This window comes from Nocardia sp. bgisy134 (assembly GCF_965341865.1).
In the GTDB taxonomy this organism is placed as follows: domain Bacteria; phylum Actinomycetota; class Actinomycetes; order Mycobacteriales; family Mycobacteriaceae; genus Nocardia.
Window position 1 is genome coordinate 51445 of sequence record NZ_CBDQZP010000031.1, and the last position, 14949, is coordinate 66393.

At 62.8% G+C, this 14949-nt stretch carries 11 protein-coding genes; 4 read left to right on the top strand and 7 right to left on the bottom strand.

The window, feature by feature from the left end; all coding sequences use genetic code 11:
- Positions 1-143 precede the first annotated feature (143 nt).
- The 5 genes from hglS to ACRWNM_RS34735 form a co-directional block, all read right to left on the bottom strand.
- Positions 144-1529 (bottom strand): 2-oxoadipate dioxygenase/decarboxylase HglS, encoded by a 1386-nt coding sequence (gene hglS, locus ACRWNM_RS34715; RefSeq protein WP_431972404.1) that lies wholly within the window; start codon positions 1527-1529, stop codon positions 144-146.
- Between the two features lie 43 nt (positions 1530-1572).
- Positions 1573-2535, bottom strand: coding sequence for a fumarylacetoacetate hydrolase family protein (locus tag ACRWNM_RS34720; RefSeq protein WP_431972405.1), 963 nt, complete (start codon positions 2533-2535; stop codon positions 1573-1575).
- 67 nt (positions 2536-2602) lie between these two features.
- Complete coding sequence (locus ACRWNM_RS34725; RefSeq protein WP_431972406.1) at positions 2603-3748, bottom strand: cupin domain-containing protein; 1146 nt, start codon at positions 3746-3748, stop codon at positions 2603-2605.
- A gap of 87 nt (positions 3749-3835) precedes the next feature.
- Entirely contained in the window at positions 3836-4279 is a 444-nt protein-coding gene (locus ACRWNM_RS34730; RefSeq protein ID WP_431972407.1) for a cupin domain-containing protein, read from the bottom strand.
- 207 nt (positions 4280-4486) lie between these two features.
- Positions 4487-6229 carry an FAD-dependent monooxygenase gene (locus ACRWNM_RS34735; RefSeq protein ID WP_431972408.1) on the bottom strand — a complete coding sequence of 581 codons (1743 nt, stop codon included), beginning with the start codon at positions 6227-6229 and terminating at the stop codon, positions 4487-4489.
- 231 nt (positions 6230-6460) lie between these two features.
- Between ACRWNM_RS34735 and ACRWNM_RS34740 the strand changes: the two genes are divergently transcribed.
- Positions 6461-6571, top strand: coding sequence for a helix-turn-helix domain-containing protein (locus tag ACRWNM_RS34740; protein WP_431972409.1), 111 nt, complete (start codon positions 6461-6463; stop codon positions 6569-6571).
- A gap of 227 nt (positions 6572-6798) precedes the next feature.
- Positions 6799-7200, top strand: a complete 402-nt coding sequence (locus ACRWNM_RS34745) for an IclR family transcriptional regulator domain-containing protein (protein ID WP_431972410.1) — start codon at positions 6799-6801, stop codon at positions 7198-7200.
- A 289-nt stretch (positions 7201-7489) separates the two neighbouring features.
- Here the strand turns inward: ACRWNM_RS34745 and ACRWNM_RS34750 are convergent, their stop codons facing one another.
- Entirely contained in the window at positions 7490-8323 is an 834-nt protein-coding gene (locus ACRWNM_RS34750) for an SDR family oxidoreductase (protein ID WP_431972411.1), read from the bottom strand.
- Between the two features lie 1100 nt (positions 8324-9423).
- Between ACRWNM_RS34750 and ACRWNM_RS34755 the strand changes: the two genes are divergently transcribed.
- Positions 9424-10332 carry an alpha/beta hydrolase family esterase gene (locus ACRWNM_RS34755; RefSeq protein ID WP_431972412.1) on the top strand — a complete coding sequence of 303 codons (909 nt, stop codon included), beginning with the start codon at positions 9424-9426 and terminating at the stop codon, positions 10330-10332.
- A 69-nt stretch (positions 10333-10401) separates the two neighbouring features.
- On the opposite strand, the gene ACRWNM_RS34760 is transcribed toward ACRWNM_RS34755, so the two are convergent.
- Positions 10402-13251 (bottom strand): FAD-binding and (Fe-S)-binding domain-containing protein, encoded by a 2850-nt coding sequence (locus ACRWNM_RS34760; RefSeq protein WP_431972413.1) that lies wholly within the window; start codon positions 13249-13251, stop codon positions 10402-10404.
- Positions 13252-13292: 41 nt separating this feature from the next.
- On the opposite strand from ACRWNM_RS34760, the gene ACRWNM_RS34765 reads away from it, so the two are divergent.
- Complete coding sequence (locus ACRWNM_RS34765) at positions 13293-14030, top strand: GntR family transcriptional regulator (protein WP_431972414.1); 738 nt, start codon at positions 13293-13295, stop codon at positions 14028-14030.
- Positions 14031-14949 lie beyond the last annotated feature (919 nt).

A 14949-nucleotide genomic window follows, 5' to 3' on the forward strand; every position in this document is an offset into this window, starting at 1 on the left:
ATACATGCACCGGACACTGCTCCGTGTCGGTTGCAGGTTCCGGCATTTCTTTCTTGGTATTGATTGGGCCGTGTGGGCTCGAGGACGTCGCGTTCCAGTGTCATCGTCCGCGGCGGCCGAAGTGAGGTTCGATGTCCCGCACATCACCTCTTGTCCGACGCCGTTGCCGCACCCAACGCCGCGCGAACCGAAGCCATCGAAGCTGCCTCCATGGCTTCGTACAACGTGAATGGATCCGCCACGTTCGCCCCGAGCGCCTTTTCGAAGTCGGCTTGCGCTTCTGTAGCCGAGTAGGACCTCTGCTCGGTGCCGCCCAAATTCGACTGGAAAACGCCGGCAGCGCTGACAGGGAGGAAGTCCTCGTAGATCACCGGCGATGCCTCGACGACGCCCCCGGCGATCAATGCCTCCAAATCCGAGACGCCGATCCGATCCGGCTTGAAACTGTCGGCGAGTCTGTAGTTGAAGTAGCCCAGGCCCTCCTGCCGCAGCGTGTTCAGATCGTCCGGAAAGCGTGCGAAGACTTCTTGCAGACGCTGCTCATAGTTGTGAGCCTGCGAGCCTTCCTCACCGCGCGCTGCGTCGAGCAATGTGTCGTACAAAGCCCTCCCCTTCGGAGTGAGGGCCAGGCCCCGCTGCTCGATCTCGCCGAATCTGGCCGTGTGAGTGCCCATCACGCCATTTGCGCCGTCATTGAAGCGAACCTCTTCCTCGAGCGCCTTGAAACTCGTCTGGCGGAGCAGGATCGGAACTTCGCGGCGAGGAGGACCCTCGATCACGTCTTTGGCGTTGATTCCTCGGGCCTGCATCTCCTCCTGCGCGGCGTCGATATCGAGCGTTCTCGGCGTCAGATGGTTGATGTGCGGCCCCTTGAAGCACGCGACGTCGGCGATGAGCCGATGCACATCGTGCAACTTCTCGTATGTCTCCGAGTCGACAACTGTGTCGCTGTGCCATCGGAACGTCTCGAGGACTTCCCGCACGAACTCGGTCGCGGATTCGCCGTCGAGACCACCGTCGCGTTCGAACTGCTCAACCAACGCGATCGCTCGGTCGGTGAAGATCTTGCGTTGTGAAAGCAGTTTTGTGGCCTCCGCCCGCAGGGCGTGGTCATCGATCAGTTCGAGACGCAACAGTGAGGTGAAGACACGAAACGGGTTGCGGTTGAGACCTTCCAACTTCACTGGCCGGAAGGCGGTCGAGTGCACTGGGACGCCCGCGACGGACAAATCGTAGTAGCCGACGGGATGCATGCCCATCACAGCGAACACGCGCCGCATCATCGACAGTTCCGCAGCCGTCCCGACTCGGATAGCCCCGTGCCGCTCTTGGCCGAGCCGGTCGAGTTCACCCCGGCGGCGCAGATCGAGTTCCAGGTCGGGAGATCCCGCGAGCACCTTGCCGTTGACGTCGTCGACGATATCCAGCAGGTCGCCGTAAAGAGGTACCTCGGTGCGGTACATCTGCGACATCGCCTGGAAGAACGCCGTGCGAATGTCGTGCTCTGACATGAAGTCGTTTTCAGTCATTTTTCACTCTTCTCTGCGCGAGCGCCGAATTAGGGAATATTGTTCAGGCGCTCGCGACAATGCGCGCTTGCAGCGAACCGAGATGCGGGGAAGTCACTTCGACGATGTCCCCTGCTTTGAGGAAGAGGTCGAGTGGCAAATGTCCATCGGGGTCGGCGATGGTGCTGTCCACCGCGGTACCGGGGCCGGTGCCGCCACTGAGTACGTCGCCCGGGAGAAGCGTCAGATCTTCGGAGATCTGCTCCAACAGTTCGCCGAACGAGTGGATCATGTCGCGGCTGTTGAACCGCTGCCGCACCTGCCCGTTGACCCGTGTTTCGACCTCGCAGCAGTTGGGATCTACTTCGTCGACAGTGATCCACGGCCCGATCGACTTGGAGTTGTCGAAGTTCTTGTGCGCGTAGAAAGGCGCCTGGAACGCGATCTCGGTGTGGCTGCGGATGCTCCAATCGATGACCAGCGTCGTCCCCCACACTCTGTTCTCCCACCGGTCGGCCGACAAGCGCTTTCCGCCTTTGCCGAGCACCACCGCGACCTCGCCCTCGTAATCGAACAGCCCGTCCGCGCTGTTGGGAACTGGGATGTCCGAGTGCGGACCGGCCGGGGGTGATACGACCCAGAAACCGCCGGCCTTACCTTCGCGGGTCTTCGAATAGACCTCTTCTGCGGTGATCGGACGGCCACGGTTGGCGTATCCCCTGGCGACGTGGGCAGCGTAGTTGCCTCCGGCAAACGCGAACCGCCGTCCTGGGAACGGAGGATGCAGGTGCGTCGCCGCGAGGTCGGTATGCAGCCCAGGCTGGTCGGTGGCTTCGAACTGCTCCAGCAACCGACGCACACGGTCGAGTCCTCGGTCTCCCGCTTCGATCAGTGTGAGCAGCGAGGTGAAGACTTCGCCATCATCGGCCACAGTGCCGCCAGCGTGGGCGGCGAGCGCAAGGTCGAGAATACGATCTCCCTGGATCACTCCCAATCGGCCTTGCTGGCCGTAAACCACGAACTTCATCGGAATCGACCGCCTGCTGCGCCAAACGCACCCGCCTTGCCAGGGTTCGCGATCTCGGTGGCTGTGCTCATCCAAGCGCCTCGATCGAGTGGAAAACGAACCCTCCGGCAACCGACAGATCGTGGAGAGCCTCCTTCGTGGCACCCTGCGCCCTCATCCGATGTACTTCGGCCATCGTTCGTTCGTGGCCGGCCGGGGAGTTCAGGGTGACGAACTGCGCCTCGGCATCGCTCTTGTTGTTGAAGCCGTGGGTGCAGTTGCGCGGACAAAACGCGAAGGCGCCCGGAGTCAAGGCATTGGTCTCTGTCGCGCAGGTGAGCTCCAACTGGCCGCCGGTGATGAAGAAGAACTCTTCTTCAGTGGGCTGGTGATGCGGAGGCGCACCCAGGCCGGGCGGACCGGACACCAGGTTGAGCATGGCGTTTCCGCCACTCGTGTCACCGTTCAGCAGCTGCTTCCGACGCGTGGCTCCCGTCAGCGAGGAGTCGTACTCGTCGGGTGTCGTGCGCACTAATCGCGGTAGCACCGGAAGCTCGAGAAATTTTTCCCTGAGCCGCTCCAGATCACCGTGTCCCGTGAACTCGAACTCGACCGGAGGCAGCTCGTAATTCGTCTTGCCGTCGTTCTCCAGAAGCGTGTCGTCGAATCGGACACCGAATCGCGACAGGATCGCGTGGTAGCTGGATTCGTCCTGTTCCCCGGTCTCGGTCCAATGGTCGTGAGCGGCCTCGAAGGCACGCTCGGCACCGGCGGGTGAATGGACGATCACCAGTTCGACCGGCCGCTCCGAAGTGTTGCGGAAGCTTTGACGCGTGCGTGGCGGCACGAACCCCAAGCTGTGCTTGCCTACGCTGTCGACCACATTGCCGACACCGAGTTCCACCTCGCCGTCGGCGACCACGAGATACGTGTGCGTGTCCTCGTAGTAGTGGGCAGGAAGTCCCACACCGGGTGCGAGGACGACGCTGTAGGCCGCAAACCGACCCTCGCTTTGCTCTCCGCGCAGCATGGTTCGGACATCGAGATCCGCCCAGGAATGATCGATTCCCTCATCCCGATTTTCAGCGATAACGGGCACGGCCGCATGGCGCGCCCACTGCTGCCGCAGCGCCGCGAAATCCGCTGGACTTTCGATGACCGCATAGATCGACGGACGCAGTTCACCGATAGACGCATCGACACGGCGATTCTCGTCATCTTTGAACTCGGACATATCATTGACTCCTTCAAATTTCACAATTCAGCTGACCCGCTGGGGCGACAGTGAGTGCGTGGCAGCGCAATGCCCGCACGGGGACAGCTAGTTCGTGTCCCGCTCAGCTCCCACGAGGACGACCGCGATCGTTGCTGTTCGGTCGCTCCTGTTTCGCCATGCATGCCGTGTCCCGGCCTGGACAAGCACGTCGTGCTCTTTCAAGAGCACTTCCTGCTGATCATCCAACTCCAGAACGATCTCGCCGTCGAGAACGATGACGTAGTCGATCGAATCCGTGCGATGAAATCCCGGGGCACCGCCTTCGAATGTCGCCGCCATGTCCGGCTGCTGCTCCATCATTTCGGCTACTGCAGCAGCCGGATCGAAGTCTTTCCTCATGGCCCAGGCATCAGGGGGAACCTGAAGGAACAGCAGTCGCGTCTGACCGAGCGGTGGAATGAGGGTGGTCTCGCTCGACACGGCTTCGGCTTCGGCCTCCGCGGTGATGTGCGGCTGGGCCAGGGTTGCCCACGCGAACGACCACTGCATGCCAGGTATGTTCGTGTATGCGTGGGAACGGGGCGGCTTCCCGTCACTGACAACGACAGCTTTGCCCTCGCGGTGGCCGGTGACCACTCGACGGATCATGAGTTCCTCCGTTCACATGTTCGAGCAGAGCGGTTGTCGCGCTCCGCGACTCGGGCGATATGACGAAGTCCAACAAGCCTCTCTCCCGAGTCCCTGTACCGATCGCTCTCAGCGCGCCAGAACATGGTCGAGCGCAGTACGGAGTTCCTCGGCAGGCTTGTCGCGCAAACCCATCGATCGCCAGGCGATATGGCGGTCAGGACGCACCAGGATCGCGCCCTGGTCGCCCACCTCTCGGATCGCCACCCAATCGCCGACGATGTCGTCGTATTCACAGCGCAGCCCAATGGAGTACACGGGCAGTTCGATGCCGAGCGCGGCACCGACCTCGGCTGCGGCACGTATCCACGGCTCGCCACCGATGCCGACGATGAGGCTGAATCGACCGTGCCCGACGAGGTCGAGCGTGGACACCTGCTTCTGCTCGTGCTCCACCCATGCATGGGGAAGGTAGGCACCCGGATGTGTCGTTCGCTCATAATGCAATTCGGGATCGCGTTGCGGCTCCGGGAAGGGAATGCCGTCGTCGACCACCGAAGAAGATTCGTACCGGTAACCGAGCTCCACACCGAGGGCGTTCGACCGATAATTCTGCAGCTCGAGAGCCTTCGCCAAGGTCTTGCGGCGTTCGGTTGCCTTCGCCGAGTCCTCGTAGAGCTCGTACAGAACGTTCCAGCCTTCTTCCATGGACTGGCCCTCCGCGAAACCGAGCGCGGCAACGAGATCGGCCATGTTGTGCCAGCTCTTGATCGCCCGAGCCACGACCTGCGAGCCGACCGGTTGGCGCTCGGGCTCGTAACTGTTGAGCAGTCCCTCACCGGCCTTCCCGGTGATCACCCAGGCCAATTTCCACGCAAGATTCCAGGCATCCTGCACAGAGGTGTTGGTGCCGAGGCCGCCGGTGGGTGGGTGCCGGTGTGCGGCATCACCAGCCAGGAAGATCCGCCCCTTTCGGTACTCGGTGGCCACGACGTTGTTCACCTGCCACTGCGTAATGGCCTTGACCTTGATGTCGAGTTTCGGATCGCCGATCACCAACCGAGCCTTCTCGATCACTTCGGCCTCTGAGGGGAGCCCGTCAGAGTTCCAAGGGTGCACCAACATCCACTCGTTCCAGGGCCGCACGTTGGTCAAGGTGGCGGTTCCAAACCACTGCTCATGACCAGGCTGCGCAATCCAGAACAGAACTCCGGGGCGGTAATCGACGTACTTGGTGAGATCGACCTCGATCCAGGAGTTCGCCATCCCCCGCAAGCCGGCTTGCCCTTCGAAATCGAAGCCGAGCTTTTCGGCAATTGTCGACCGCGCACCATCCGCAGCGATGACGTAGCGCGCGCGCACCATGTACTCCGTTCCGGTGTCGCGCCGGCGCACCCGCGCGCGCACCTCGTCGGGAGTCTGCTCGATGTCCACGAGCTCGGTGGAGAAACGCACATCCGCACCACGGTCCTGAGCGGCGGCGAGAAGCACCGGTTCCATCACGTGCTGCGGGCAGTTGACGGCGTCACATGGACTCGCTGCCGCATAGTCGGAGAGGCGGTCCCAAGACGTTCCGTAACTCTTGTACCGAGCAATCTCCATTCCCGCCAGGGATGTGGCCAACACGTTGTTGTTCAGCCACGACAAGGAGTAGCCGACCTCCTTGATCTGCGATTCGATGCCCAAATCCCGGAAGACCTCCATAGTGCGCAGGTTCGTAATGTGCGCACGCGGAGTGTGCGCGGTCCCGGGGTACCGGGAGATCGCGAGGGTGGAGATCCCCTGGGAAGCGAGGCTCACCGCTGCAGTGAGCCCGGTGGGCCCACACCCAACCACTAGAACGTCGGTGTTGATGGTGCGGATGACAATCACTCCTTCAGACTGCGCTGTCCAGCGACTTAGCTCGCCGCCGTACCGCTATGCGGACCATGCGGTTCACTAAGAGGGACGGTACAGCGCCAAAAGTGTGACTGTCAACACCGCTTCGCCCAATTCAGTTGTTGCGCCACCTCTGTGACATGGGCTTTCCCCGGATTGCCCACATGGTGCACGCCTGGTCTGCAATATGGACCGGCCAGAGGCGTTGGATGAAGGGAGCGTTCGGTGCGTAGCGTGCGAACGACCTTCCAGCTCCTGGAAGCGGTCGCGGAGAATCAGCCCATTGGGCTCAGCGAACTCGCCCGCCGCGTCGGGATACCCAAGAGCACCGTGTAGCGAAGCCTGGCCACCCTTGCCGATCCGAACTGGATCCAGCCGGATGGGCATGAGATCGCACGGTGGATACTCGGGGCTCGGGTGCGTGGCCTCAGCGACAGAGTCGATGACCTCGGTCGATTGCGCGACGCAGCCCTACCTTTCCTCGGGCGACTCAATAGTGAGATCCTGGAGACGATTCATCTGGCAGTGCTCGACCATGACACCAAGCGGTTGATCGAACGTCAGTGCAGCAAGCATGCACTCGGCTGGTGAAGCCGATCGGCCCCCGCTCGCCGCTACACGCCTCGTCGACCGGCAAATCCGTGCTCGCCCACCTGCCGCCGAACCACATCGAGAGCTACCTCGAGGCGGGGCTGAGTGCGGTTACCACCAAGACCATTACCGATCCCGAAGCGCTGCGAACCGACCTCCAGGTCATCCGCGAACGGGGCTACGCCATCACCCACCAGGAGCTGACCGAAGGGATAGTCTCGGTCGCGGCGTGCATCCAAGCGGGTCGCAGTCGGCCCATCGCCGCTATCAGTATCTCTGCACCCGCCGCCAGGATGGCCCCTCGAATGCCGTGCTGCATACGAACAGAGGTCGTCGCCTCAGCAGCCAGGGTAGCTGCGCAGCTTCGCAAATAAGGGAGCGATCGTCCGAACGTCGACAATCCTCGGCCGCTGCGCCAAAGGTGTACCTGCGCAACCGGACTCAGAGCCGACGGATGTGCCAGACCCGCCAATCGCCGATGCCGCCAGCCGGAGTGCCGCGCACTATCCAGACGATGAGCTGGGCGACCAGGTCAGGCTACGGACCCCGACGCAGCCTTTTACATTCGACTGAAGCCCAACCGGACACGCCGGTAACGGCACCATCGCCTCGATGGCAGATCAGGAAAATCCCCTGCCACACAATGACATTGCCGTGCTGACCTCAGATGAAGAGGTCGAGTTCCAGATCCTCGTCCCGCGTGCCGGGAACCGCGGCGTACGCCGAAAGGTCGGTCTGTCCGACGCCGTGCAACACATCGGCATCGATGTAGCAGTGCCCGCTACGCTCGGATGGGTTCGATGACAAGATCACGGCCGCAGCATCCGCCATGATTTCCGGAACTCTGGCGGCGCGCATTCCTGCCTCGCCAGCGACAACATTGTTGACCGCTGCGGTCGCGATCAGGGTCTGTGGCCATAGGCAGTTGGCGGCGATACGACTGCCATGTTGCTCCGCGACCCCCAGAGTCAGCATGGTCATGGCGTATTTGGTCAGTGTGTAGGGCGCATGCATGGCGAGCCAGCGCCGATCGAGATTGAGCGGAGGAGACAAGGAGAGCACGTGGGCGTGGGGTGAATCGAGTAGATGAGGCAGAGCCGCGGACGTCAGGCCGAAGGTGCCGCGCACATTGACGTCGAGCAACAGGCCAAACCGCTTCAACTCGAGTTCGCCCACCGCTCGTAGGTCGATCGCCGAAGCATTGTTCACGACGATGTCGATCCCGCCGAACCTCTCGACACAGGCCTCAACGGCGCGGTCCACCGTAGCTGCGTCGCGGATGTCCCCCACGATGGGAAGTGCTTGCCCGCCGGAATTTTCGATCTCCGCAGCAGCAGTGTGGACCGTACCCGGCAGCCGCGGGTCGGGCGAGTCGGTCTTGGCGATGAACGCGATGTTGGCGCCATCTCGCGCGGCGCGGACAGCGATGGCAAGGCCGATACCTCTACTTCCACCGGACATGAGGATCGTGCGGCCGGCCAGGGAACTGCGGGACATCTGTCTTCTTTCGTTTTCAGGTTATCGGGGTCTTGAGCCGTTCATAGTCGGCAGAATTTCCGCGCCGCGACGGGACATCCTTTCGCTAGAAGGCTCCGGGGAATATCCGGGAATACGAGTCCGCGGATCCCACCTTCGCTGTACCGCATCGACACCGCGCATACAAAAACACCGGGCAAGATAGGTGGAGTGCGCTCACGGTGCGTGCAGTGCATTCCGAGGACGAGCCGTCCAGCACCACGCTGAAACACGGTTGTCCCGTGCTGAAGCGACGCCTCCGCTGGCTATCCGAGCCCAGACGCCTACCCATGCAGGAACGGTCCATCGTCATCCTCTCCTCCATGTGGCGACCGCCCCGCAGCACGTTCCCGCAGCGTACCATCTGGACCGAATAGTGGTCCGCTCGGTCCAAGATTGCCGTCCTCATTCCAATCCCCACACACCCCGCCCGACCCCGTCGGATCGATAGCCGTGGTGCGATCACGCCACGGCGGTTACGAAGTCGAACCAGGCCCCATTGAACAGCCGAACGTCAGAAGCTGCACAGATGCCTCCGACGCGCACAGAACCCCATCGGGCGCCGAGGCCGACCGACACGGCGATTAGCCGCTTCGTGTGGCCTGCAGGTTCTATTGACAACCCCTTCCGGGAGTGGTTGCATTGCCCCTCAATACGATCTAACCGGTCCATATAGCGGGTCAATGAAGAACAAACGTCGTGTCAGATGCTTGGAGCGACGGCCATGTCGGCTATCACAGCACCCTCCTCCGGAAGTCTCCGGCGCCATCACTCCACACGAAAGCTCCCAGCGACGTCCTCATGCGGCCATGCGACTCGCGCGCGCCGAGCTCCCCTCCACGGCAAGGCGGCGTTCGCACCGCAATACGAACCAGCCTCGAAGAGGATCTTCGGGCCTTTGCGGTCGACATCCACCGTGGGAAGGCGAAGGCATCGCGACACCGTGGCACGACTTATGCGCTCAGTTGTCCTCACAGGTTTCAGCGCTCGCGATGCGTCCCGCGCGATGCCTCGTCGGGGCGACATCATCGACCGCGAAACGCGGCCGATCACCAGGCATGAATTTATCAATGGAGCATGACATGAGTGATTTGAATATTGTCCGTTCCGAATGGACAATTACCAGCGCAGCCCGCCAGAGGCGTTATTTGATGCTGCAACCACAAAATCAAAGTTCCGCGTCACTCCCCGTCGTGATCGACCTCCATGGCAGCGGCATCGCCCCTGAAGACCATCTCCGCATAACCGATGCACAGACCCTCGCGACCCAGGCGATCGTCATCGCACCGGAGGGCGCTATCCCGTTTACCGTCGCCGAGTCCCTTCCACCGGCCACTGCCTGGAACGTCCCTGGTATTCCCATGCCCGGTGAGACCGGCGTTCGGCCCGATGCCGGCACTGTGGACGATGTCGCCTTCATAGGCCACCTCATCGACGACGTGGTCGAGCGCCAGGGAGCTGACCCCGCCCGTATCCATCTTCGCGGCTACTCTGGTGGTGCGCGTCTCGCTTCCCACATCGCTGCGGCTCTCCCCCATCGCATCGCATCGATCGGTTGCATCGCTGGAGTGCGCTTCCCCCCTCGACCTTCATCTTCGATGCCCCCGTTGCTGGCTATTCATGGACGGCAAGACCCGTTCAACCCGTTCGATGGCGGTACCGACGAACGTTGGTGCGAATCCGTCGAATACGCAGTCGGCAGATGGGCCGACCACTGGGGATGTCACACACGTACCGAGCGGATGATCGATGACGGCGTCCACGAGATTCGTTACGAACGAGTCGACGGATCCAGCCCCGTACGCCTGATCATCGTGGAAGAGGCAGAGCACTCATGGCCTGGCACGAGCGACCGGCGCCACATTGCCGCCTTCGGTGAAGCTGGGGCATTCAGTGCCTCGACGGCATACTGGCGCTTCGTTGAGGAAGTCGAGCAGGTGGCTCCGACGTCGAAAACGCCCTCGAACACCTTCCCGCCTCCGGAAGGATGATCACCCAAGCGACGTGACTCCCTTCGGGCACTACCCGGAGGGAGTCACGTCGCTTGCTGTATGTGAGATCTATCGACGTTCGCCAGCGATCTGCATATCGAGTCGCTCGGCCAGCAGTTGCGCCAAATGCGTCCCGCGGCGGTCGGTCAGATCGTCCAGTTGAGTACGGCAGGAATAGCCGTCGGCGAGGATGGTCGTGTTCGAGTCTGCGGCCGCCACGGCGGGGAGCAGTTGCTGCTCGGCGACTGCCACGGACACCTCATAATGCCCCTTCACGACGCCGAAGTTGCCAGCAAGTCCGCAGCAGCCGCCGAGGCGCTGCACCTGCGCACCTGCCTCCTCGAGGAGCTTCGCATCCGCACTCCAACCCATTACGGAGTGGTGGTGGCAGTGCGGCTGCGCGACGACAGATGTCCCGAGCAACGACGGTGGCTCCCATCCGCGATCGGTGAGCAGTTCAGCGAGGGTGCGAGTCCGCTCGGCGACCGATGAGGCGGCTGCGGAGCCGAGTAGTTCAGCAGCGTCGCCACGTAGCACTCCGGTACACGATGGCTCCATTCCCACGATCGGCGTACCCGCCGCGGCGAACTCGGACAATGCGTTGACAGTTCGACCGAGGATCCGCTTCGCTGCGGTCAGCTGACCGGTCGAGATCCAAGTCAGGCCACAGCACTGCTGTGCGTCGGTGAGTTGTGGCCGGTATCCGGCGGCCTCGAGGACCCGCACGGTCGCGCGTCCGATCTCGGGCGTGAAGTAGTTGGTGAAGGAGTCGACGAACAGAACCACAGGGTCTCCCGTGATGGTGCGGTCGTGTTCTGTTGCCGTGAACCAGGACCGGAACGTCTGCTTCGCGAATGGCGGGATGGCGCGGCGCCTGTCGACCCCCGCCGACGACAATACGAGCGGGCCGATTCCAGGGATTCGCATCGCGGCGTTGGCCAACCGCGGCGCGTGACTGGCTACCTTGGCCCACCGCGGCAGCCATCCCAAGGTGTAGTGCGACGCCGGCCGGATCCGGCCGGCGTAAGTCTGATGCAACACCTCGGATTTGAACGCGGCCATGTCGACTCCGGTCGGGCAGTCGGATGAGCAGCCCTTGCACGACAGGCACAGGTCGAGTGCCTCGTGTACCTCGGGTGAGCGCCATCCGCCGGTGACGGCGGAGCCGTTGATCATCTCCTGAAGGACCCGGGCACGACCCCGAGTGGAGTCCTTCTCTTCCCGGGTGGCTTGATACGACGGGCACATCACTCCGCCGGTCGCAGTGTTGTCTGCCCGGCACTTACCGACCCCGGTACAGCGATGCACCGCCTGGGTGAAATCGCCACCGTCGTGGTGGTAGCCCAGGGCAAGATTGCGGCGCAGCACGGGAGCAGCGGGGACTCTGAGGTCCGCGTCGACAGGACGGGGGTCGACCACGACGCCGGGATTGAGGATGTTGTCGGGATCGAAGGCGTGCTTGACAGCGGCGAACAGATCGAGTGCGTCCACCGAGTACATCAGCGGTAGTAACTCGCTGCGAGCCCGCCCGTCGCCATGCTCCCCGGACAGCGATCCGCCGTAGCGAGCGACGAGAGTGCTTGCTGCGACAAGGAACTCGCGGAAAACACTGCTGCCACCGGGCTTGTCGAGTGGCCAGTCGATCCGTACGTGCATGCACCCGTCGCCGAAGTGACCGTAGGGCAACCCGGTCACTCCGTAGTCGGCCATGAGGGCATCGAAGTCCCGCAGATAGTCGCCGAGCATGTCGGGTGGGACCGCGGCGTCTTCCCATCCTGCGTGTGCAGGCAGCCCGGCAGGACTGCGACCAGCCAGACCCGCACCGTCGGCCCGAATCCGCCACAACTCGGCTGTACGGCGGGCGTCCGTGACGACCAGGCTGTCCACGGCTCCGCATTCACGCCCGACCTGCCGGGCTCTGGCGACAGCCTCGTCGAGGTCGTCGCCGACTACCTCGACGAACAGCCACGCCGCGCCCATTGGCAGTGGCGGAACCGCATCCAGGCCACGCCGGGCTCGTACTACGTCGATGATCCGGGAGTCGATGCCTTCACATGCGGTGGGATCGAATTTCAGTACCAGCGAAGTGGCGTCCCCTGCCGAGGCGATGTCGGGGTAGCCGAGGACGACCAGCACCCGGTGTGCGGGTTCGGTGACCAGCCGTACTGTCGCCTCCGTCGCAACCACAAGAGTGCCCTCGCTGCCCACCACCATTCGGGTGACGTCGAACCTGTTCTCCGGGAGGAGATGCTCCAGTGCGTACCCGGAAACCTGCCGACCGAACCGCCCCAGTTCAGTGCGGATGGTCGCGAGCCCTTTGCGCGTGACCTGTTGCAGACGGGACAGAGTCGGTGATGAGGGTGTCGTCCCCGCCGCACCGAGCCGCAATGATTCGCCGGTGCCGGTGAGCACTTGGAGAGCAGTGACGTTGTCCGAGGTTCGGCCATACCCGAGAGTGCGGGACCCACAGGCGTTATTGCCGATCATCCCGCCGATCGTGCAGCGTGTGAACGTCGAGGGATCCGGACCGAACCGCAACCCGTGCGCTGCCGCAGCTCGCTGGAGCACTGCCTGTACCGTGCCCGGCTCAACGGTGGCCGTCCGCGTGTCGGGGTCGATCGAAAGCACACGGTTCATGTGCCGGCTGAAGTCGAGGACCACGCCTGTCCCGACCGCGTTGCCGGCCACCGATGTGCCACCGCCGCGACTGGTCAGAGGCACACCTTCACGACGGCACACAGCGAGCGCCGCCGTGACCTCGTCGGCGTCGCGTGGGCGGGCGACGACCAACGGGCGCACCCGGTAGAGCGAGGCATCAGAGGAGTAGGCGGCGCGCGTGGTGTCGTCGGCGAGAACGTCGCCGACCCCGGAACGGCGCAGCTCAGCGGACAGGGCATCAGCAGATATCACGCGTAGCATGCTACAGGTCGTAGCATGCTACGGCTGATATAGTGTCCGTTGTGGTCGATGGTGTGCTTGAATTCGAATCGCTCGCGCTGTCGAAAGGACGGCGCATGGAGCAGGCGATTACTGCCATCCGCGCCGCGATCGACGACGGGCGAATGAAGCCCGGGGTGAAATACTCCGCGTATCAGCTCGCCGAAGTCCTCGGAATCTCGCGCACCCCGATACGCGACGCACTGCTCCGCCTCGAGGAAGTCGGGGTTATCAGATTCGAGGCGCGCCAAGGGTTCCGCATACTGCAACCTCGACCCAAAGAGATCGCCGAGATCTTCGCGGTCCGACTCGCCCTGGAGCTTCCCGCCGTCCGCAAAGCCGCCGCAAACTCCGGGGCGGTGCTGGCAGAGGCATTGCACGAACAACGCCGCCTGATGCAGAACGCCGCAGCCAATGGCGACGAAAACTTGTTCGCACAACACGACCAGCGACTACACGACCTCATCCTGAGTGCAGCCGACAACGCCCGTGCACGGGCGATCGTCAAATCACTCCGCGAGACCACCCGCCTCCTGGGCGCATCGACCGCGGACAAGACCAGAACCCTCGCCGACATCGACGACGAGCACACCCCGATCCTCGACGCCATCGCCGCGGGCAGTCCGGATCAGGCGGAGGCGGCGATGCGGACTCATCTTGTCAACACCGGAAAGCTTCTTGTTGCCCAGGCGATCAAAGGCGAGATCGGCGAGAATATCGATCTGCAGGTCGAAGAGATTTGGTCGGCGGTCGTCGGCTGACTCGACATCGGACCGGTTCCCCACGACCACGCACCCGGATCCCACTATGGTCGAGCAGCTCCGCGGAGATGAGGAGCACGATGACTCCCGAAGGCCTCCGTTCCGATTCGCCGACCAACCACTTTCGAACAGCCTGCACTTCGGTGCACGCTGATTGCTGTCTCCAGCAACGGTATTCACCGTTGCCGAGACCGGTGGCGCACGAGTGTTGGCATCCGCCGCCTGTGACCCGACGGGTTCCACCGATCTCCTCACGTGACACAACCATTCCAAGACGCCTGACAACTGACAGGGACGTGAGTCTTGACATGAGGCCGACCAGCCGCGTGGGCACACCTGGACCACGGGCGGTGTGGACAAGCCAAATCTGGCCGCGACCGAAAGCGCTACGCAAGCGCTGGCACGAACGCCAGCAAATGTGACAGTTCACTGCCGCCACTGCGGTCCACAATACAGACCAGAGGTGCGCCTCCATGGGACGACACCCGACGCAGGGCAGCGAGTTTCTGCACCATGTAGGCATTCCTGATGTTGACAGCATCCCAACCCCACATGTAGCGTCCCTTAATATGATCCAGTTGGTCCATATTATGGACCATGATCTATTTCTCGCAGGTGTCGTAACACCGAGGGACAGAGCCGCAGCCGCACGGCGTGGACTGCGGCACGGCCGGACGGATCGTGACCATCCACCCGAACAACCTAGGAGCTGGCTGTGTGTTGATATGCGGGGCGGCCGATAGAGCCAGCTGCCGTTTCCGACGGGCGGGATCTCAATCCGCTCGACCCAATACAAGGTGAATGCGGACCTAGTAACTGAAGTACCAAGCATCTTCCCCTGACATGTCCGGGGAAGCTCGATCGACAACAACCCCGAGGCAGCCATGGATATCTGTGTCTTGACCGGTCGAATTCTGTT